Below are 18,254 nucleotides of genomic sequence, written 5' to 3'. Positions count from 1 at the left end.
CGTACTGGTTGTACGGGGGCGTGGGGGCGGTGCCGCGAGGTGCCCTGCTGAGCGTGAACTGGCCGCCGAGATTTCGGCCGTGACGCTAGGTTTCGCCGCACCTTGGGCATAAGGAGAGAGAGCACATGTTCGTTCGCACGATCGCAGCCGTGGTCGCGATGTTCGCCGCTCTGATCATGGGCGCGTCCGTCGCGTCGGCGGCCCCGGCGAAGTACACCCACACGCAGGCGACCGCGCAGCTGCGCGCCGCCGGCATCACCTGGACGTCGAGCGGCGGCTGCAGTGACCGCAACCGTCCGAACTGCACGTCCTTCGAGCAGATCAACCAGACGACCATCGCGGGTGCCAAGACGTTCAAGAGCGCGTCGGGCTGTGCGCTGACCATCACCGGCGGCACGGAGACCGGCCACGCGTCGGGCACGTACTCGCACTGGAACGGCTACAAGGTGGACTACCGGCTGTCCAGCTGCGTCACCAACTACATCAAGGGCAGCTTCTCGTCCATCGGCGGCAACAAGTGGAAGTCGAACGCGGGCAACATCTACTACCTCGAGTCGAACCACTGGGACGTCACGTACCACAACTGCGGTTGCTGAGGTTGTTGCTGATCTGAGGTGAGGCCGGTAGTAGTTGTCGGGTGATCACACTCGGCGCCGTCTACCGGCCCCAGCTCCCTCCCGAGAACCTGCGTTCCGTCGTCCTCGCGGCCGAGGAGTCCGGTGTGGACTCGTTGTGGCTGTGGGAGGACTGCTTCCTGGAGAGCGGTATCGCCTGCGCCTCGGCGGCCCTGGCCTGGACCTCGCGGCTGAAGGTCGGTGTCGGCCTGCTGCCGGTGCCGCTGCGCAACGTCGCCCTGACGGCGATGGAGGCGGCGACGCTCGACCGGTTGTTCCCCGGCCGCGTCATGATCGGCGTCGGGCACGGCGTGCAGGACTGGATGGGCCAGGTCGGCGCACGGGTGTCGTCGCCGCTGACGTTGCTGCGCGAGTACACCGACGCGCTGAAGGCGCTGCTGGCCGGTGAGCGCGTCACGGTCGAAGGCCGGTACGTGAAGCTGACCGGCGTGGCGCTGGACTGGCCGCCGTCCGCGCCGATGCCGGTCTACGTGGGCGGACTGGGCGAGAAGACCCTGGACCTGGCCGGCGAGGTCGGCGACGGCACCATCCTCGACGCGTCGGCGGACCTCGAACGCGTCCTGTCCGTCAGCGCCACCCGCGAGCACCCCGTGATCGTCTACGTGGAGACGGACTCGCGGGACCGCGCGTTCGTCACGGACCTGGTCACCTCGGTGGCCGCCGCGGGCGCTACCAGCGTGATCCTGCAACAGTCCGCCACGAGCGAGGACCCGGAAGGGTTCGTCCGATTCGTGGGATCACTCGATGGAGTGAGTGCATAGCGTCGTAGATAACGACGGATTCCCCCGTGCGATGGAACGGTCATGGGCCTTTTGTCGCCGATCGGGGAGGTAAGCATGCTCGGGCGCAAAGACCGCCGGATCGCTGAGCTGGAGCGGGCCGTGGAGGGCCTGCAAGAACTCCTCGCCCGAATCGGTGACGCCCGATCAGCGCAGACCGACGCGCTGGAAGAGGTCGACAGAGCCGGTGCCGAACTCGTAGCGCTGCGGCACCGGATCAACAACGCACGCGCCGAACTGCAGCCGTTGAAGGAAGAACTGACCCTGCAACGGGCAGGCGTGTTCCGCACCGACGCCACCGCGGACCACCAGGCGCAGCTGGACCTCATCCACGACGAGATGAAGACCCTGATCAAGACCGGCGCGGCGATCGAGGGTGGCGGGCAGGTCACCTACAACGGATCGGACGCGACCGGCCGCAGGCTCGTCGAGGACTGGTCGGCGCTGATGCTCCGCTCGTACAACTGCGAGGCCGAGAACTGCCTGCGCATGCTGCGAGCCGGTGGCCTGGACGCGGCGAGGAGGCGCCTCGACCGCTCGGCGTCGGCGATCGAACGCCTCAGCGGGACGTTCGCGCTCCGCATCTCGCCGCGTTACCAGGCCTTGCGCACGTACGAGCTCGAACTGACCGCCGACCACCTGCAGCGCAGGGCCGAGAGCCGCCGCACCCGCCGGATTGCTTCCTGACCCACGGGGTATACCCCGGCATGGCTGAGGTCGCGCTGAAAATCGAGGCACCCGTCGCGCACGTGTGGGACGTGCTCGCCGACGGCTGGTCGTACGGGGGCTGGGTGGTGGGCGCGTCCCACATCCGCGACGTGGACACCGGCTGGCCCAAACCCGGCACGCGCATCCATCACAGCGTGGGCCCGTGGCCGCTGGTCATCCAGGACGTGACCGAGGTGGTGAGGTGCGAGGCGCCCAAGCTGCTGGAGCTGGACGCCCGGCTCTGGCCCGCGGGCGCGGCGCGGATCACCTTCAGCCTGCGGGCGCTGTCCGAGTCGCTGACGGAGGTGCGCATGACCGAGAGGGCGGTGCGCGGGCCGTCGACGCTCCTGCCGAACGTCGTGCAGGACCTGCTGCTGACACCCCGCAACAAGGAGACGCTGCAGCGCCTCGGCGATCTGGCCAGGGGACGCGGCTGATTCACCACCCTTTCACTAGGTAACTAGTGAAAGGGTGGTACGGTCGCTCCCATGAGTCAGAGGGAGCATCCGCCTGTCCTGGCGGAGAGCCTGGGGAAGAAGTACTCGCGGGGCTGGGCGTTGCGCGACTGCTCGCTGGAGATCCCGGCGGGCCGGATCGTCGCGCTCGTCGGGCCGAACGGGGCCGGCAAGAGCACGCTGATGGGCATGATCACCGGCCTGCTGCGTCCGACGACGGGCCGGATCTCGGTGTTCGGCGACGTGCCGAACGGGCGGGGGATGCACCGGTCGGTGGCGTTCCTGACGCAGGCCAAGCCGCTGTACCCGCAGTTCACGGTCACCGAGACGCTCAAGTACGGCCGCAACTCCAACCCGGGGTGGGACCAGGCGTACGCCGAGGAGCTGGTCGAGAAGGCGCAGGTGCCGTTCGCGGCCAAGGTCGGGACGCTCTCGGGCGGCCAGCGGACGCGGGTCGCGCTCGCGCTGGCGCTGGGCAAGCGGCCGCGGTTGCTGATGCTGGACGAGCCGCTCGCCGACCTCGACCCGCTGGCGCGCGAGAGCGTGTTGCAGACGCTCGTGCAGGAGTGCCGCACGCAGGGCATCACCGTGCTGCTGTCGTCGCACGTGCTGGCGGAGCTGGAGGACCTGTGCGACCACCTCGTGCTGCTGGCCGACGGCCGGGTGCGGCTGGCGGGTGACGTGAGCGCACTGCTGCGGGCGAACGCGCAGCACCGGACGTTGAGTCAGCTCGCGCTCGCCTACATGCGGATGGAGGTCGCGGCATGACGTGGGTCGTGTGGCGCCAGCAGCGGCCCGTGTTCGTCACGCTCGTCGCCGGGCTGGCCGTGGTGGTGGCGGCCATCCTGGTGCTGCGGGCCGCGATGTCGGCGGACCTCGTCTCGCGCAACCTCGTGGACTGCGCGGCGAAGGGCCTGGAGTCCTGCACGGGCCCGGCGGCCACCGAGTTCCAGGCCGCCTGGTTCGACAAGATGCACATCGCGCTGGCCACGGTGCTCGTCGCGCCCGTGCTGATCGGCGTCTTCGTCGGCGCGCCGCTGTTCGCGCGGGAGTTCGAGCAGGGGACCCACGCGCTGGCGTTCACGCAGTCGGTCAGCAGGACCCGCTGGATGGCCACCAAGTTCCTCGTCGCGGCACTGCCCGCGCTGGTCGTGGTGGTCGTTCACCAGCTCGTCGTGCACAGCTGGCTGGACGTGGCCGGTCAGCTCGGACCGTTGTCGACCGGGGAGTTCTACTTCACGGTCTTCGACTCCCGTGGCGTGTCACCCGTCGCCTACACACTCTTCTCCTACACGCTCGGCATGTTCACCGGCGCGCTGTTCAGGCGCACGCTCGTGGCGATGACGCTGACGCTTGGTCTGTTCGTCGTCGTGCGGGTCGTGGTCGGCGGTGTGCGGGAGTCCCTGATCACGCCGACCCGGGTGATCTCCGACGACGTGGACGGGCCCGCGCTGGCCGGTCGCGGGCCCCTGGTGGTCGAGTCGGGATTTCTCGACGCCAGGGGGAACGTGATCGCCGACCCCACGCCGATGATGAACTGCGGCTCCAAGGCCGACGCGCAGGGCGTCGTCGACACGGCGGCCTGCTACCGGGAGAACGGCCTCGCGCAGCGGTACGCGGACATCATCCCGGTCGAGCAGGCGACGACGCTGCACCTGCTGGAAGGGTCGGTCTTCGTGGGGCTCGCGGCGCTGTTCGTGCTGGGCTCGGTCTGGGCCGTGCGCAGGCAGGTGTGACCTGAGTGGACGGGTGGACACCTATGCTGAGCGGCGTGATCGAGTTTCGCATCGATCGGCACTCCGGGGTGTCCACCTATCTCCAGATCGCCGCGCAGGTCAAGCAGGCCATGCGGATGGGGCTGCTCGGACCCGGCGACAAGCTGCCGACGGCACGGGAGGTGGTGGAGGCCACCAGGGTCAACCCCAACACCGTGCTGAAGGCGTACCGCGAGCTCGAACACGAGGGGCTCGTGGAGGGCCGCCGGGGCATGGGCACGTTCATCACGGCCTCGCTCGCCACCGACGCGACGAAGGCGGACGCGCCGCTGCGGCAGGACCTGGAGCGGTGGATGGACCGCGCGGTCGACGAGGGGCTCTCGGCCGACGAGGTCGACGCGATCTACACCGACGTGCGGGGCACGCACTACTGATGTCCACTGTGGACGTGGGAGCACGATGAACGCCAGTCCGGTGCGGGCCGAGAACCTCGCGAAGCACTTCGGGCGCACGAAAGCGCTCGACGGCTGCTCGTTCTCGCTGCCGGAGGGCAGCGTGACCGGGCTGGTGGGGCCGAACGGCGCGGGCAAGAGCACGCTGCTGTCGCTGATCGCCGGGCTCGCGAAGCCCACCGGCGGCGAGATCACCGTCCACGGCACGGCGGTGCGCGGCCGGATGCACCCCGACGTGTCGCTGCTGACCCAGAGAAGGCCGCTCTACGACCAGTTCACCGTGCGCGAGCTGATGCGGGCGGGTGCCGCGATGAACGACCGCTGGTCGGCCGAACGCGCGGACGAGGTGCTGGATCTCCTTGCGGGCGTGGACAAGGACGCGAAGGTGCGCACGTTGTCCGCCGGCGCGCGCACGCAGGTCGCGATCGCGCTGACGCTCGGCCGGCTGCCGAAGGTGTTGCTGCTGGACGAACCGCTGTCCGACCTCGACCCGCTGGCGCGCGACGAGACGTTGCGGATCGTCATGACCGACGTCGCGGAACGCGGCACCACGGTGCTGCTGTCGTCGCACCTGCTCACCGACCTCGGCGACGTCTGCGACCACCTGCTGCTGCTGGACGAGGGCCGCGTGCAGGTGGCGGGCGAGATCGACGAGATCCTGGGCGACCACCGGGTCGTCGTCGGACCCGCCGGACTGGATTTCGAGACCGACGGCGTCGTGGTCGACTCCTCGCACACGTCCCGCCAGACGACGGCGCTGGTGCGCGGCAGCAGCGCGCCCGAGGGCTTCCAGACCGAGCACCCCGACCTGGAGGCGCTGGTGATGGGGTACCTGCGGGCATCACGCACCCGCAGGCTCGCCCGTCAGTAGATGGCTTTCTGGGCTCCCTGGACCAGCGCCCGGTACAGGCCACCGGCCACACCCCAGCGCGCCAGCGCCGCCCGTGCCGCGTTCGCGCCCGCCGCGCCGTGCACACCGCCGCCCGGCCACGCCGACGAACCCGTGAGGTAGAGCCGGTCGAACGGGGTGTCCGCGCGGCCGAGACCGGGCACGGGCCGGAAGACCAGCTGCTGGTGGATCGCCGCCGTGCCGCCGTTGACCGAACCGATGTCGGCGGGGCCGAGCACCGAGCGCCCGAGGATGCGCGAGCGGAAGCCGGGCGCGCGTTCCTCGATCATCAGCTCCAGGCGGTCGGCGCGGCGCTTCAACCGGTCCGGCGTCCAGTTCCCGCCCAGCGGCACGTGGGTGTAGGCCCAGGCGGCCTCGGTGCCCGCGGGGGAACGCGTCGGGTCGGTCGTCGTCATCTGGCCCAGGATCATGAACGGGTTGCGCGGCACCTTGCCGCACGCCAGTTCGTGGGCCACGCCCGCCAGGCCGTTGAGGTCACCGCCGAGGTGGACCGTGCCCGCCTGCGAGGCCTCCGCGTTGCGCCACGGGATCGGGCCCGACAGCGCCCAGTCGACCTTGATCGTGTCGCCGTCCCACTGGAACCTCTTCAGGTCCTCCGCGAGCTTCGACGGCAGCGCGTCCCCGCCGATCAGGTCCAGGTAGAGCCTGGGCGCGGGTACGTCGGCCAGGACCGCGCGGCGTGCGCGCACAACGGAACCATCCGCCAGACGCACGCCAACGGCGACACCGCGTGCGTGCAGCACTTCGGTGACACGAGCGCCGGTCTCGATGCGTCCACCGAACCTGCGGACCAAGGACGCGGTCAGCTCGCCCGCCCCGCCGCGCGGTACGGGGTTGCCGACCTCCTGGGCGAGCATGGCGAGCAGCCAGCCGAAGCCCGCGCCGCCGGCCTGGTCCGGGCCGAGGTCCGAGTGCATCGTGTTGCCCGCCAGCAACAACCGGGCGCCCTCACCGGCGAAGAGCTCCTCGCCGAGGCGGCGCACGGGCAGCGTCAGCAGTCGCACCAGCCGCAACGCGTCACCGGCGCCGAGAGTCCTGAGCAACGACAGACCGCCGCGCACGGGCGGGAACGGCCGGAGCAGGCTCTCCAGCACGGCGCCGCGCACCTGCTGCCAGCGCGCGTACTCGGCCTGCCACGCCTCGGCATCCGAATGAGCGAAGGAGCCAACGGACTTCGCGGTGACGTCCACGTCACGAGAGAGGAGCGCGACACGGTCGTCCGGCAGCACGTGGGCCAGCACGGCAGGTGCGTGTTGCCACTGCACGTCGAGGTTCAACGCGCCGATGACGGGCGAGCCGAGGCCGAGGGGGTAGAACGCGCTGTAGACGTCGTTCGTGAAGCCCGGAGCGGTGATCTCGGCCGATGTCACGGCGCCACCGGGCGTCTCGCGCTGCTCCAGCACGAGCACGTCCCAGCCCGCGTCCGCCAGCAGGGTCGCGGCGACCAGTCCGTTCGGGCCGGAGCCGATGACGACCGCGTCAACCTCGTTCACGCACGTCCTCCCATTGCAGCGATGACCTCACGCAGCACATCACGCGCGTCGTGTTCGGGCCACCATTCCAGATCCTCATGTGCTCGTGTGGTGCGCACGAGAGGTGCCTGATCGGCCATCCGGACCCACTCCGGGGTCAGGGGCTGCAGCCCGAGCCGGGCGGTGGCGCCCGCGAGCTTCTCGATCACCGGGTACGGCACCGGCAGCCGGGCCGCGCCCACGCGGCCGGCGATCATCGGCGCGGTCAGCACCGGCTCGGCGGCGAGGTTGAAGGCTCCCAGCGCCTTGCGGCGGATGATCTCGACGATCGCGCGCGCCACGTCGTCCGCGTGCACGAGCTGCAGGCGCAGGTCGTTCCACAGCGGGACCGGCAGGAACGGCAGCAGCCCCGGCGGGAGCAGCGGGCTGAGCAGCCAGCGGCGGATCTTCTCGGCGGCGGACGCCTGCCCGATGCCGCACGGCCGGATCACCGTGCACGGCAACGGATAGCGCTGGACCATCTCCTCCAGCCGCACCTTGTGCGCGCTGTAGGTGTTGCCGGCGATGCCCGTCAGCGGCCACGACTCGTCGACCCTCGACCAGCGTTCCGCCGGGCCGTACGCCGCGACCGAGGAGGCGAGGACGAGATGACCGACGTCTTCTTTGACGCACGCGGCGAGCACGTGCTCGGTGCCGTCGACGTTCGTCTCCTGGTTCGCCGGCTTGATCGCCCACGCCAGGTGCACCACGACGTCGGCGCCCCGGAACGCGTCGCACAGGGACGACAGTGTGCGCACGTCGACACCGGCGTCCTCGAAGTCGAGGTGGCGGCGCAGCGCGCTGCCGACGTTGCCGGACGCACCGGTGACGACGATTTTCACCCTGCCCGGATACCCGCGATGTGAGCGATCACGCGTATCTCATTTCGTTCGGCACCGAAGAGCTAGCACACTCCGTAGTCGAGCGGTAGTCACATGAACCTTACGAGCCTGTGTTCCGTAGCACATAAGGGGCCATTATGTGAGCCTCCACCCAATACTGAGCTACCGCTTAGTATGTCGATCATTTGGACAAGGACCCTGCATGCCCCTCCGCCGTGTACTGCCCACCGCCGCCTTGGCGCTCGCCGTCCTGGCGGCCGGCTGCGGTGCCAAGACAGACGAGAAGGTCCAGGTCAAGACCGGTCCGGGCGTTACCGACGACACGATCTCGCTCGGCATCCTCACGGACATGACAGGCCCGTTCAAAGCCTCCGCGCTGACCCGCATGAAGGGCTATGAGCTGTACCTGAAGCAGGTCAACGACCGTGGCGGCATCTGCGGCCGCAGGATCGAGCTCAAGCAGAAGGACCACGCGTACGACGTGCAGAAGGCGCTCGACGCGTACTTCGACCTCGAGCCGCAGATCCTGGGCCTGCTGGAGCTCGCCGGCACGCCGATGACCGCGGCGATCGAGCCCGACATCATGCAGACCCGCACGCTGACCGCTCCCGCCTCGTGGGCCGCGTCGCTGCTCGGCAACCCGCACATGATGATCGTCGGCACCACGTACGACCTCGACGTCATCAACGGGCTCGACCACTACAAGCGCAAGGGCGTGATCAAGGACGGCGACACCGTCGGCCACGTCTACGTGCAGGGCAGCTACGGCGACAACGCCGTGGAGGGCAGCCGGTTCGTCGGGACGCAGTGGAACATGAAGATCGCCGAGCAGCCGATCGGCGAGACCACGGCCGACCTCGCGCAGCAGATCGGCGCGCTGAAGGCCGCGGGCGCCAAGGCCGTCGTGCTCAGCACCACCCCCGCCCAGACCGCCGCCGCAGTCGGCGTGGCCGCGGCGCTGAAGTGGGAGGTGCCGTTCATGGTCAACGTGGTCGGCTTCGACACCGCGATCCTCGACTCCCCGGTCGGCCCGGCCGTCGAGAAGCAGGTGTCCGTGGTGACGTCGGTGGCACCGTTCACCGGCACCCAGCCCGGCCCGCGCGAGGTCGCGGCGGCGTTCAACAAGTACTACCCGAACGACAAGCCCGCGATCTACGTCGACCACGGCTACACCGTCGCGAAGGTGTTCCTCTCCGTCGTGGAGAAGGCCTGCCAGGACGGCGACCTGACGCGGGACGGCGTGCTGAAGGCGTTCCACAACACCAACGGCCTGGACACCCAGGGCCTGACCAGCGCGCTGCACTACTCGCTCGTCGGGCGGCCGTCCGCGACGCAGTCGTACATCACCAAGGTCGACTCGAAGGCGCCCGGCGGTCTCACGACCGTCGAGGAGCTGTTCGAGTCCGAGCTCGTGAAGGCCAAGGGCACCCGCGCCAAGTAGTGACCAAATGAGAAACGGCCCCTCCTAGAACCCAAGCCCAAGACCCAAGGCTTCGGGAGGGGCCGTTTCCGTCGTCCTACTTGCCGAATCCGGCCTTGCGGAGCGCGTCCGCCATCGAACCGCTCGCGGGCGCCGCGGCGCGCTGCTGGCCGCCGCGCTGGGGCTGCCCGCCGCGCTGCTGCGGACGACCGCCGCGGTCACGGCCACCGCCGCCACCGCCCTGCTGCTTCGGAGCGGGCTTGCCCGGCTCGTCGGTCAGGCGCAGCGTCAGGCCGATGCGCTTGCGGGCCTCGTCGACCTCCAGCACCTTCACCCGCACCACGTCACCGGACTTCACGACGTCGCGCGGGTCCTTCACGTAGGTGTTGGACAGGGCGGAGATGTGCACGAGTCCGTCCTGGTGCACGCCGATGTCCACGAACGCGCCGAACGCGGCCACGTTCGTCACGACGCCCTCCAGCACCATGCCGGGCTTGAGGTCGGCGATCTTCTCGACGCCGTCCGCGAACGTCGCCGTCTTGAACGCCGGGCGCGGGTCGCGGCCGGGCTTCTCCAGTTCGCGGAGGATGTCCGTGACGGTCGGCAGACCGAACTGCTCGTCCACGAACTTCTCCGGCCGCAGCTTCGTCAGCACGGCCGTGTTGCCGATCAGCTCGGTGCCCGCCTCCTGCTGCATCTTCCGCACGACCGGGTACGCCTCGGGGTGCACCGAGGAGGCGTCCAGCGGCTCGTCGCCACCGCGGATCTTGAGGAAGCCCGCGCACTGCTCGAACGCCTTGGGGCCGAGCCGTGCCACGTCCTTCAACGCCTTGCGCGACCGGAACGGGCCGTTGGCGTCGCGGTGCAGCACGATGTTCTCCGCGAGACCGGCGGTGATGCCGGAGACGCGGCTCAGCAGCGGCACGGAGGCCGTGTTCAGGTCGACGCCGACCGCGTTCACGCAGTCCTCGACCACCGCGTCCAGCGACCGCGACAGCTTCGACTCCGCGAGGTCGTGCTGGTACTGGCCCACGCCGATCGACTTCGGGTCGATCTTCACGAGCTCGGCCAGCGGGTCCTGCAGACGGCGGGCGATCGACACCGCGCCGCGGATCGACACGTCCAGCTCGGGCAGTTCGGACGACGCGTAGGCCGACGCCGAGTACACCGACGCGCCCGCCTCGGACACCACGATCTTGGTCAGGTTGAGCTCGGGGTGGCGCTTGATCAGGTCGGCGGCCAGCTTGTCGGTCTCGCGCGAGGCCGTGCCGTTGCCGATCGCGATCAGGTCGACGTTGTGCTGCTTGGCCCACACCGCGAGCTTCGCGATCGACTCGTCCCAGCGGTTCGCGGGCACGTGCGGCTGGATGACGCCGTGCGCGACGACCTTGCCGGTGGCGTCGACGACCGCGACCTTCACGCCGGTGCGGTAGCCGGGGTCGAGGCCCATCGTGGCGCGCGTGCCGGCCGGGGCGGCCAGCAGCAGGTCGCGCAGGTTGGACGCGAACACCTTCACGGCCTCGTCCTCGGCGAACGACCGCAGCCGGCCGCGCAGGTCGATGCCCAGGTGCACGAGGATCCGGGTCCGCCACGCCCAGCGCACGGTGTCGGTGAGCCACTTGTCGCCCGGCCGGCCCTGGTCGTCGATGCCGAACCTCGAGGCGATGCGCACCTCGAACGACGAGGGACCCTCCTCACGCGGCTCCTCCGGCTCCAGGACGAGGTCGAGGACCTCCTCCTTCTCGCCGCGGAACAGCGCCAGGATGCGGTGCGACGGCAGCTTCGCGAAGGGCTCGTCGAAGTCGAAGTAGTCGGAGAACTTGGCGCCCTCGGTCTCCTTGCCCTCGCGGACCTTGGAGACCACGCGGCCGCGCGTCCACATCTGCTCGCGCAGGTCGCCGATCAGGTCGCTGTCCTCGCCGAACCGCTCGACCAGGATCGCCCGCGCGCCCTGCAGGGCGGCCGCGGCGTCCGCGACCTCCTTCGCGGGGTCGACGAACTTCGCGGCCTCCTCCTGCGGGTTCAGCCCGGGATCACCCAGAAGTGCGTCAGCCAGCGGTTCGAGACCGGCCTCCTTCGCGATCTGGGCCTTCGTGCGGCGCTTCTGCTTGTAGGGCAGGTAGAGGTCCTCGAGCCGCGCCTTGGACTCAGCGGCGAGGATCTGCGCTTCGAGGGTGTCGGTGAGCTTGCCCTGCTCGCGGATGGAGTTGAGGACGGCAGCCCGGCGCTCTTCCAGTTCGCGCAGGTAGCCGAGGCGTTCCTCGAGCGTGCGCAGCTGGGCGTCGTCGAGACCGCCGGTCGCCTCCTTGCGGTAGCGGGCGACGAACGGGACGGTCGCGCCACCGTCGAGCAGTTCGACAGCAGAGCCGACCTGGCCCGCGGCCACTCCGAGCTCGTCAGCGATCTTCTGGTGGATGAGCGTTGTCACAGCGCGCCATTCTGCCCGTTGTCCGATCCGACGTGGCACGGTGTCCTTCATGACCATCGCCGAGGTCGTCCCTTCACTGCTGTCGGGCCTGGGAGTGCCGGGTGCCGACAACACGCTCGGCCTGCCACGGGCCCGGCGTGTCGTACTGCTGCTCGTCGACGGTCTGGGCCACGAACTGCTGCGCGCGCACGCCTCGCACGCACCGTTCCTGTCGTCGATGGCCGGCCAGGAGATCTCCGCGGGCTTCCCGTCGTCGACCGCGACCAGCCTCGCCTCGATCGGCACCGGGCTGCTCTCGGGTGAGCACGGCATCGTCGGCTACACGTTCGCGGTCGGGGACGAGGTGCTCAACTCGCTGACCTGGTCGCGCGCCGACGACCGCCACCACGACCTGCGCAGGACGCTCGTGCCCGAGGTCGTGCAGCCCCATCCGACGCTGTTCGAACGCGCGGCGGCGGCCGGTGTCGCGGTCAGCGTGGTCGCCCCGCTGTTCCACCGCGGCAGCGGCCTCACCAGGGCGGTGCTGCGCGGCTCGTGGTTCCGCGGCGCGGCGGGGTTCGGCGACCTGGCCCTCGGCGCTCTCGCGGCCGTGCGGGAGGACCGTTCGTTCTGCTACGCCTACCACGCGGACCTCGACACGATCGGGCACATCTACGGGCCGGGTTCCGAGGAGTGGTTGCTGCAGCTGGAGTTCATCGACGCGCTGGTCTCGCGGATCGCCGCGCGCATGCCGCCGGACTCGGTGCTCGCCGTCACGGCGGACCACGGCATGATCACCGCGGGAGAGCGGATCGACTTCGACACCGAACCCCTGCTGTGGCAGGGGGTCCGGGTGATCGCCGGAGAACCCCGGGTGCGTTACCTGCACACCGAGAGCGACGAGGTCCTGGACGTGTGGCGCGAGTACCTCGGTGACCGCGCCGACGTGCTGACGCGCGAGGACGCGGTGGACGCCGGGTGGTTCGGCCCGATCAGCCCGCTGGCGGCGGACCGCATCGGAGACGTCGTGGTGGCGATGAAGGGCTCCGCGGTGGTCGTGCGCAGCCAGGCGGAGCCCATGTGGACCGGCATGAACGGGTTCCACGGGTCGCGGACCCGTGCGGAGCTGGCGATCCCCATTCTGGTTCACTCAAAAGCTTCAGTGTAGATTGAAATCAGCCCTTTCCGTTGTCTCGCTTTAGGATCACCGGACGTGACGATCGAACTGCCAGGACCAGTCGGGTTCGTGCTCGGCGGCGGGGGGAGCCTCGGCGCCGCGCAGGTCGGCATGCTGCGCGCCCTGCGCGAGCACGGCGTCCGGCCCGACCTCGTCGTCGGCACCTCGGTCGGTTCGGTCAACGGCTCGCTGCTCGCGCTGGACCCGGACAAGGCGGCCGAGCGGCTGGGCGTGCTGTGGGAGGGCATGACGCGGCAGCGGGTGTTCCCCGGCGGGCCGATCGCGCAGCTGAGGTCGTTGCGCACCAACAAGACCTACCTCTTCCCGAACACCGGTCTCGCGCACGTGCTGTCCGAGGGTCTCGGCGGCTGTTCGTCCTTTCACGACCTGGCGCTGCCGTTCGGCGCGGTGTCGGTGAACGGCGTGACCGGTGAGGCCGTGAACATCACCGAGGGCGAGCTGATCCCCGCGATCCTCGCCAGCGCGGCGATTCCGGGCGTCTACCCGCCGGTGCGCATCGGCGACCAGGTGCTCTACGACGGCGGTGTGCTGGCGAACGTGCCGATCCGGCAGGCCCTGGCGATGGGCGCGAAGTCGTTGGTGGTGCTGGACTGCGCGTTCCCCGGCCACCTGCCGACCGTGCCGGAGACGCTCGCCGAGACCCTGCTGTTCTGGGCGACGCTGGGCATGCGCAACCAGGCGGTGCTGGAGGTGGAGCTCGCGTCGCAGACCGCTCCTGTGCTCTACCTGCCGGGCCCGCCCGTGCAGGCCGTGACACCGCTGGACTTCTCGCACACCGCGGAACTGGTCGAGGCCTCCTACCAGGCCTCGACCGCGTTCCTCACGACGCTGGAGTTCGCCGGCGTCGGGCTCTACGGGCACCCGTCACACGGCTGATGGCGCATCACCTCGCGTTCGGCGTAACGCAGGCAAACGTCGGCTCATTGGCGCAATCTCCGCCGCTTTTTGCGATGTAACAACCTCAGACCTCCGATGACCTCTTGAAGTCGGGCTGTCAGGTGGCGTAGACCTGGTCGCGGTAACACCGAGCACGTCTTCCTACCGCCGCGGGGAGCGTCCACCAGGAGGCTGGCTCGTGGGCACAAAGTCGCGTCGTCTCGGCGTGTTGATGACCGCCGTTCTGCTCGTCGCAGGCGTGAGCGCTCCGGCGCGCGCCGAGGTGCTGCATCCCCGGCAGGACTGGCTGCGGGCGTCCACGTCCGGCCTGTTCCTGCACTGGGGAATGCGCACGAGTCCGGGCCACACCAGTTGCGCCGCCTGGGAGAACGCCGTCACCAGTGGCGGCTGGAATGCGAAGTACTGGGTCGACGAGGCGAAGAAGCTGCACGCGCAGTACCTGGTGCTGGCGTCGTTCCACAGCAGGCTGGGGTACGCGCGGGCGTGGCCGTCGGCGATTCCCGGCAGTTGCTCGACCAAGCGCGACTTCCTCGGCGAGCTGATCGACGCCGCTTCGGCCCAAGGGCTCAAGGTCGTCAACTACATGACCGACGACCCGCAGTGGCACGCGGAGGGCGGGCACGAGTGGCTCGACTCGGCCGCGTACTCGAAGTACAAGGGCAAGTCGGTGAACCTCCAGGAGAGGCCGGGGTTCGGGCAGTTCAGCTACGACAACTTCGTCGAGATCATGCGGCGGTACCCGAAGCTCGCGGGGTTCTGGATCGACAACGACAACGCGTACTGGGAGCAGAACGGGCTGTACGAACGGATCCGGCGCGAACGGCCGGACATGGTCCTCAGCAACAACAACGAGGACACCGCGATCATGGACACGATCAGCAACGAGCAGAAGACCGGCATGACGCCGAGCTACGACTACCCGCAGGCGGTCTACACGGCGGCGCCGCGGCTGATCGAGGCGTGCTTCAAGCTGCCGAGCACCGGCGCGTGGTGGTACTCCGGCTCGAACTCCGCCGTGGACCACCGGCTCACGCTGGGCAGGCTGATCACCAACGCCGGCAGCGACGTCAAGGCGCTGATGGCCGAGACCGCGATGGTCAACGGCAGGTTCCCGTCGAACCAGGCCGCCTTCAACGACTTCGCGAACACCTACCTCGGCGCCATCTGGGAGTCGATCGGCGGCACGTACGGCGGGGGTTATCTGCACGGCGGCCTCAAACCGGGGTTCTGGAACGACGGCGCGCACGGCGTCACGACCGTCTCCAAGGCCGACCCGGACCGGCACTACGTGCACGTGCTCACCAAGCCGTCCGGCAGCACGTTGAAGGTGCGTGACAACGGGTACAAGGTCAGCCGCGTCACGAACCTGCGCACCGGGGCGGCGGTGAGCTGGACGCAGGCCGGCGGCACGATCACGCTCACCGGCCTCTCGGGCTGGGACCAGTACGACACGGTGTTCAAGGTCGAGACGGCCGGGCGTGAGGGGATCATCCCGCCCTCGTCGTACACGATGAGCGCGTCGGCGTCCGGCTCCGGCCACCCGGCCTCGCACGCCGCCGACGGCGACTACCGGACCTACTGGGACGCAACGGGTGCGGGCACCGTGTCGCTGCGCTTCGACCTGGGTTCGGCGAAGCAGGTCTCGTACGTGGCGCTGAACCAGCGCGAGGACTCGACGACCTACCCGGCGGCGAACTCCGCGCGCATCAAGAACTACAACGTCTACACGTCCGGCGACGGCGCCAAGTGGACGAAGGTCAGGTCCGGCTCACTGGCCAACCACCGCGGCGTGCAGTTCATCGACCTGCCCGCCGACACGACCGCACGGCACGTCCGCGTCGAGAAGACGTCCACGCAGGGCAAGGCGCAGCTGCGGGTCGACGAGGCGTGGCTCGGCCGGTTCTAACAGGTCAGCACCCTCTCGACGTTGTGCTCGGCGATCTCCCGCATCGCGTCCCGGTGCGGGAAGTCGCCGTCCAGCAGCCGAAGCGGACCCTCCACGAGGGACAGGTGCTGCGCCAGCCGGTACAGCGACATCCGTGCCGGGTCGAGACCGGGGACCGGCCGGTAGTGCGGGCCGAAGCGCAGTTCCAGGAACACGTGCTCCCACTCGACGTCGAAGAACATCACGCCCTCGATGTCGATCAGCACCGGGCGTCCGTCCGCCACGAGCACGTGGTCGGGGCCCAGTTCGCCGTGGATCAGCCCGTACTCCGTGCGCGGCTCGACCGCGGCATGTCGTTGCCGCAGCTCGTTTTCCAGGCGGCTGCGCTCGGCGGCGATGCGCGGCACCCGCTCGCAGCACGCGTCGAGGTGCCCGAGTGCGCGTCGCAGCACCACGTCCGGCACCGGCGGCGCGTCCACCGGCTGCAGCGCGCTCGGGCGGCCGTAGCGCGGGCTGGTGCGCTGGTGCACGGCGCCCAGGTCGTCCCAGAGCCGTTCCAGGGCCTCGGTGTCGTGGTCGAGCAGCTTTTCGAGGAACTCCGCCCCGAGGTCCTCGACCACGATGACGTCGCTGTCGACCAGCACCAGCCTCGGCACGCACGCCCCGGCCTCGGACAGTGCCGTGTGCGCCGTGAGGAACAGGTCGCGCCCGCTCGCGTTGCCGAACAACGGGTCCTGCTCGTGCGTGGGCCAGTAGTCCTCGCTCGTGCGCCACACGTAGGCGACGCCCGTCGTGCCGTCGTCGAGCGTCAGGCGGTAGACGCCTTTCTTGCTGCCGCCGTGCAGACGGACCACGTCGCGCAGTTCACGGCCGTACGCCGCCTGCGCGATGTCCGCGAGGTCGGCCACCCCCAGATGTGCCACGCTGCGGGACGTTAGTGGTGGGCGCGTGAAACTGGTGCCAACACTTCTGGGGCGAGCGGACACGAACAGACATGACGACCGAAGACGACCGAGCGTTGTGGTCGCAGGCCGCCGGGGGCAGTGCGCACGCTTTCGGAGTGCTGTTCGACCGGCACGCGAAGGCGGTCTACAACCACTGCTTCCGGTTGACCGCGTCCTGGGCGGAGGCCGAGGACCACCTGCAGGCGACGTTCCTGCTGGCCTGGCGCAAACGCGACGACGTGCGGCTGGAGCGCGAGTCGGCGCTGCCGTGGCTGCTCACGGTCGCGACGAACGTGGTGCGCAACGAGCAGCGCTCCCTCATCCGCCGGCTGAAGAACCTGCGACGTGTCGGCGAGGAACGGCCGGTGCCCGACCACGCGGACCGGGTCGCCGAGCGCCTCGACGACCAGCGGCAGATGAAGGACCTGCTCGACGCCGTGCTGAAGCTGCCGCGCAACGAACGTGAGGCGCTCGCGCTGTGCGTGTGGTCGGGGGTGTCGTACGCGGACGCGGCGGCGGTGCTCGGCATCGCCGAGAGCAGCGTGCGCGCGCGGGTCAGCAAGGCGAAGTCGAAGCTCCAGCAGTACCGGGAGCTCGTGCACACCGGGGAGGACCGATGACCAGCATGCTTCCGCCCACCCGTGACCTGCCACCCGGTCGCCAGGCGCGCATTCGCGCCGAGGTCGAACGCGCGGTCGCCGGCCGCCGCCGCAGGCTCCTCTTCCCGATCCTCGCCGGGGCGACCGCGGTGGCCGCGGTGGTCGTCAGCGTCCTGACGCTCCAGCCCGCCCCGCCTCCGGCTCCCGCCGTCCACATCACCAGCCCGCCCCCGGCGACACCGACGTCGGCCTCGACCGGCTTCGGGGTGCCGCAGGAGGAGGTGGAGGCCGTCGAGACGGGCTGCATGAAGTCGACGGGCTTGCAGGGCAAGGCGAAACTGCACCAACTGCTGGACGAGCAGACGCGGTGGGCCTTGCTCTACACCGAGAAGGAGGTGCTGCTCTGCTCGATCGGCGCGGGGGGCAAGGACTACCGCGCGGGCTTCGGCAAGCGTGCCGTTCAGCTGCTGCCGGGGCACTTCTCCGTCGAGAGTGGCAGCGCGACCGCTGGAGGCATGCACCTCGGCCCGGCGTACGCGGGGGCACCCGGCTACCGCGAGGCGGCCGGCCGGATCGACTCGAAGGTCGCCCGCGTGACGGTCACCGCCGACGGCGACACGGTCGACGCCAAGATCGCCAACGGCACGTACGCCCTCCGCATCTACTACCCGCCGTCCTGGACCATCCCCGAGGGTGTCCCCGACCCCGTCGTGCGTGCCTACGACGCCGCAGGCACCCTGCTCGGCACCAGTTCCGACCTGCTGAACGCCTGCTTCTTCGACCCCGCCACCGGTGAGGTCGTCTACGGCGACCAGCGCAAGCCCCGGGATCAGTGCCAGCCGGCGTCGCCCTGGAAGTGAGCCGGGCGGCTACCGATCAGTACGTCCAAGCGACATA

General features: G+C 69.8%; 17 protein-coding genes and 1 pseudogene. 14 read left to right on the top strand and 4 right to left on the bottom strand.

The features are described from left to right. Positions 1 to 125 precede the first annotated feature (125 nt). The 8 genes and pseudogenes from SK571_RS27505 to SK571_RS27470 all read left to right on the top strand — a co-directional run bounded on the left by SK571_RS27505 (position 126) and on the right by SK571_RS27470 (position 5,615). Positions 126 to 596, top strand: coding sequence for a hypothetical protein (locus SK571_RS27505; protein ID WP_266040609.1), 471 nt, complete (start codon positions 126 to 128; stop codon positions 594 to 596). A 41-nt stretch (positions 597 to 637) separates the two neighbouring features. Beyond that, positions 638 to 1,396: an LLM class flavin-dependent oxidoreductase gene (locus SK571_RS27500; protein WP_319986983.1), complete on the top strand. Its 759-nt coding sequence runs from the start codon at positions 638 to 640 to the stop codon at positions 1,394 to 1,396. A 75-nt stretch (positions 1,397 to 1,471) separates the two neighbouring features. Next, on the top strand, positions 1,472 to 2,101 hold the full coding sequence (locus SK571_RS27495) for a DUF4041 domain-containing protein (RefSeq protein WP_319986982.1): 630 nt from the start codon (positions 1,472 to 1,474) through the stop codon (positions 2,099 to 2,101). A 20-nt stretch (positions 2,102 to 2,121) separates the two neighbouring features. Then, on the top strand, positions 2,122 to 2,559 hold the full coding sequence (locus SK571_RS27490) for an SRPBCC family protein (protein ID WP_319986981.1): 438 nt from the start codon (positions 2,122 to 2,124) through the stop codon (positions 2,557 to 2,559). A gap of 51 nt (positions 2,560 to 2,610) precedes the next feature. Continuing rightward, positions 2,611 to 3,117, top strand: a pseudogene (locus SK571_RS27485) (ATP-binding cassette domain-containing protein); the annotation flags it as partial. A gap of 224 nt (positions 3,118 to 3,341) precedes the next feature. After that, positions 3,342 to 4,313: an ABC transporter permease subunit gene (locus tag SK571_RS27480; RefSeq protein ID WP_319986979.1), complete on the top strand. Its 972-nt coding sequence runs from the start codon at positions 3,342 to 3,344 to the stop codon at positions 4,311 to 4,313. Positions 4,314 to 4,348: 35 nt separating this feature from the next. Further along, entirely contained in the window at positions 4,349 to 4,726 is a 378-nt protein-coding gene (locus SK571_RS27475; protein ID WP_319986978.1) for a GntR family transcriptional regulator, read from the top strand. A gap of 25 nt (positions 4,727 to 4,751) precedes the next feature. After that, on the top strand, positions 4,752 to 5,615 hold the full coding sequence (locus tag SK571_RS27470) for an ABC transporter ATP-binding protein (RefSeq protein ID WP_319986977.1): 864 nt from the start codon (positions 4,752 to 4,754) through the stop codon (positions 5,613 to 5,615). Here the strand turns inward: SK571_RS27470 and SK571_RS27465 are convergent. Beyond that, positions 5,609 to 7,147 carry a phytoene desaturase family protein gene (locus tag SK571_RS27465; RefSeq protein WP_319986976.1) on the bottom strand — a complete coding sequence of 513 codons (1,539 nt, stop codon included), beginning with the start codon at positions 7,145 to 7,147 and terminating at the stop codon, positions 5,609 to 5,611. The two genes, SK571_RS27470 and SK571_RS27465, sit on opposite strands and share 7 nt — an antisense overlap. Further along, a complete protein-coding gene (locus SK571_RS27460) occupies positions 7,144 to 8,007 on the bottom strand; it encodes an NAD-dependent epimerase/dehydratase family protein (protein WP_319986975.1) in 864 nt (287 codons plus the stop codon). The genes SK571_RS27465 and SK571_RS27460 overlap by 4 nt, the downstream gene beginning before the upstream one ends. A gap of 202 nt (positions 8,008 to 8,209) precedes the next feature. Between SK571_RS27460 and SK571_RS27455 the strand changes: the two genes are divergently transcribed. Continuing rightward, a complete protein-coding gene (locus SK571_RS27455) occupies positions 8,210 to 9,448 on the top strand; it encodes an ABC transporter substrate-binding protein (RefSeq protein WP_319986974.1) in 1,239 nt (412 codons plus the stop codon). Positions 9,449 to 9,524: 76 nt separating this feature from the next. On the opposite strand, the gene SK571_RS27450 is transcribed toward SK571_RS27455, so the two are convergent. After that, the gene (locus SK571_RS27450; RefSeq protein ID WP_319986973.1) at positions 9,525 to 11,855 is read right to left on the bottom strand and encodes a Tex family protein; all 2,331 of its coding nucleotides are present in this window, start codon (positions 11,853 to 11,855) and stop codon (positions 9,525 to 9,527) included. Positions 11,856 to 11,904: 49 nt separating this feature from the next. Here SK571_RS27450 and SK571_RS27445 point away from each other — a divergent pair, with 49 nt between their 5' ends. From SK571_RS27445 to SK571_RS27435, 3 genes are all read left to right on the top strand, one after another. Continuing rightward, positions 11,905 to 13,002 (top strand): alkaline phosphatase family protein, encoded by a 1,098-nt coding sequence (locus SK571_RS27445; RefSeq protein ID WP_319986972.1) that lies wholly within the window; start codon positions 11,905 to 11,907, stop codon positions 13,000 to 13,002. Between the two features lie 45 nt (positions 13,003 to 13,047). Next, positions 13,048 to 13,908 (top strand): patatin-like phospholipase family protein, encoded by an 861-nt coding sequence (locus SK571_RS27440; RefSeq protein WP_319986971.1) that lies wholly within the window; start codon positions 13,048 to 13,050, stop codon positions 13,906 to 13,908. A gap of 232 nt (positions 13,909 to 14,140) precedes the next feature. Beyond that, a complete protein-coding gene (locus SK571_RS27435; RefSeq protein WP_319987083.1) occupies positions 14,141 to 15,835 on the top strand; it encodes a discoidin domain-containing protein in 1,695 nt (564 codons plus the stop codon). On the opposite strand, the gene SK571_RS27430 is transcribed toward SK571_RS27435, so the two are convergent. Then, complete coding sequence (locus SK571_RS27430) at positions 15,832 to 16,737, bottom strand: phosphotransferase (protein WP_319986970.1); 906 nt, start codon at positions 16,735 to 16,737, stop codon at positions 15,832 to 15,834. The two genes, SK571_RS27435 and SK571_RS27430, sit on opposite strands and share 4 nt — an antisense overlap. A gap of 71 nt (positions 16,738 to 16,808) precedes the next feature. Between SK571_RS27430 and SK571_RS27425 the strand changes: the two genes are divergently transcribed. Together SK571_RS27425 and SK571_RS27420 are read left to right on the top strand one after the other, a co-directional pair. After that, on the top strand, positions 16,809 to 17,378 hold the full coding sequence (locus SK571_RS27425) for an RNA polymerase sigma factor (RefSeq protein ID WP_319986969.1): 570 nt from the start codon (positions 16,809 to 16,811) through the stop codon (positions 17,376 to 17,378). After that, entirely contained in the window at positions 17,375 to 18,217 is an 843-nt protein-coding gene (locus SK571_RS27420; protein WP_319986968.1) for a hypothetical protein, read from the top strand. The genes SK571_RS27425 and SK571_RS27420 overlap by 4 nt, the downstream gene beginning before the upstream one ends. Positions 18,218 to 18,254: the final 37 nt, after the last annotated feature.

Origin of the sequence: Lentzea kristufekii (genome assembly GCF_033949925.1) — a bacterium.
Lineage (GTDB): Bacteria > Actinomycetota > Actinomycetes > Mycobacteriales > Pseudonocardiaceae > Lentzea > Lentzea kristufekii.
This window is presented reverse-complemented; position numbering and strand designations above follow the sequence as displayed.

Coding starts and splice junctions, on each gene's coding strand:
- SK571_RS27505 (WP_266040609.1), top strand. CDS start 126: ATGTTCGTTCGCACGATCGCAGCCGTGGTCGCGATGTTCGCCGCTCTG.
- SK571_RS27495 (WP_319986982.1), top strand. CDS start 1,472: ATGCTCGGGCGCAAAGACCGCCGGATCGCTGAGCTGGAGCGGGCCGTG.
- SK571_RS27490 (WP_319986981.1), top strand. CDS start 2,122: ATGGCTGAGGTCGCGCTGAAAATCGAGGCACCCGTCGCGCACGTGTGG.
- SK571_RS27480 (WP_319986979.1), top strand. CDS start 3,342: ATGACGTGGGTCGTGTGGCGCCAGCAGCGGCCCGTGTTCGTCACGCTC.
- SK571_RS27470 (WP_319986977.1), top strand. CDS start 4,752: ATGAACGCCAGTCCGGTGCGGGCCGAGAACCTCGCGAAGCACTTCGGG.
- SK571_RS27455 (WP_319986974.1), top strand. CDS start 8,210: ATGCCCCTCCGCCGTGTACTGCCCACCGCCGCCTTGGCGCTCGCCGTC.
- SK571_RS27445 (WP_319986972.1), top strand. CDS start 11,905: ATGACCATCGCCGAGGTCGTCCCTTCACTGCTGTCGGGCCTGGGAGTG.
- SK571_RS27435 (WP_319987083.1), top strand. CDS start 14,141: ATGACCGCCGTTCTGCTCGTCGCAGGCGTGAGCGCTCCGGCGCGCGCC.
- SK571_RS27425 (WP_319986969.1), top strand. CDS start 16,809: ATGACGACCGAAGACGACCGAGCGTTGTGGTCGCAGGCCGCCGGGGGC.
- SK571_RS27420 (WP_319986968.1), top strand. CDS start 17,375: ATGACCAGCATGCTTCCGCCCACCCGTGACCTGCCACCCGGTCGCCAG.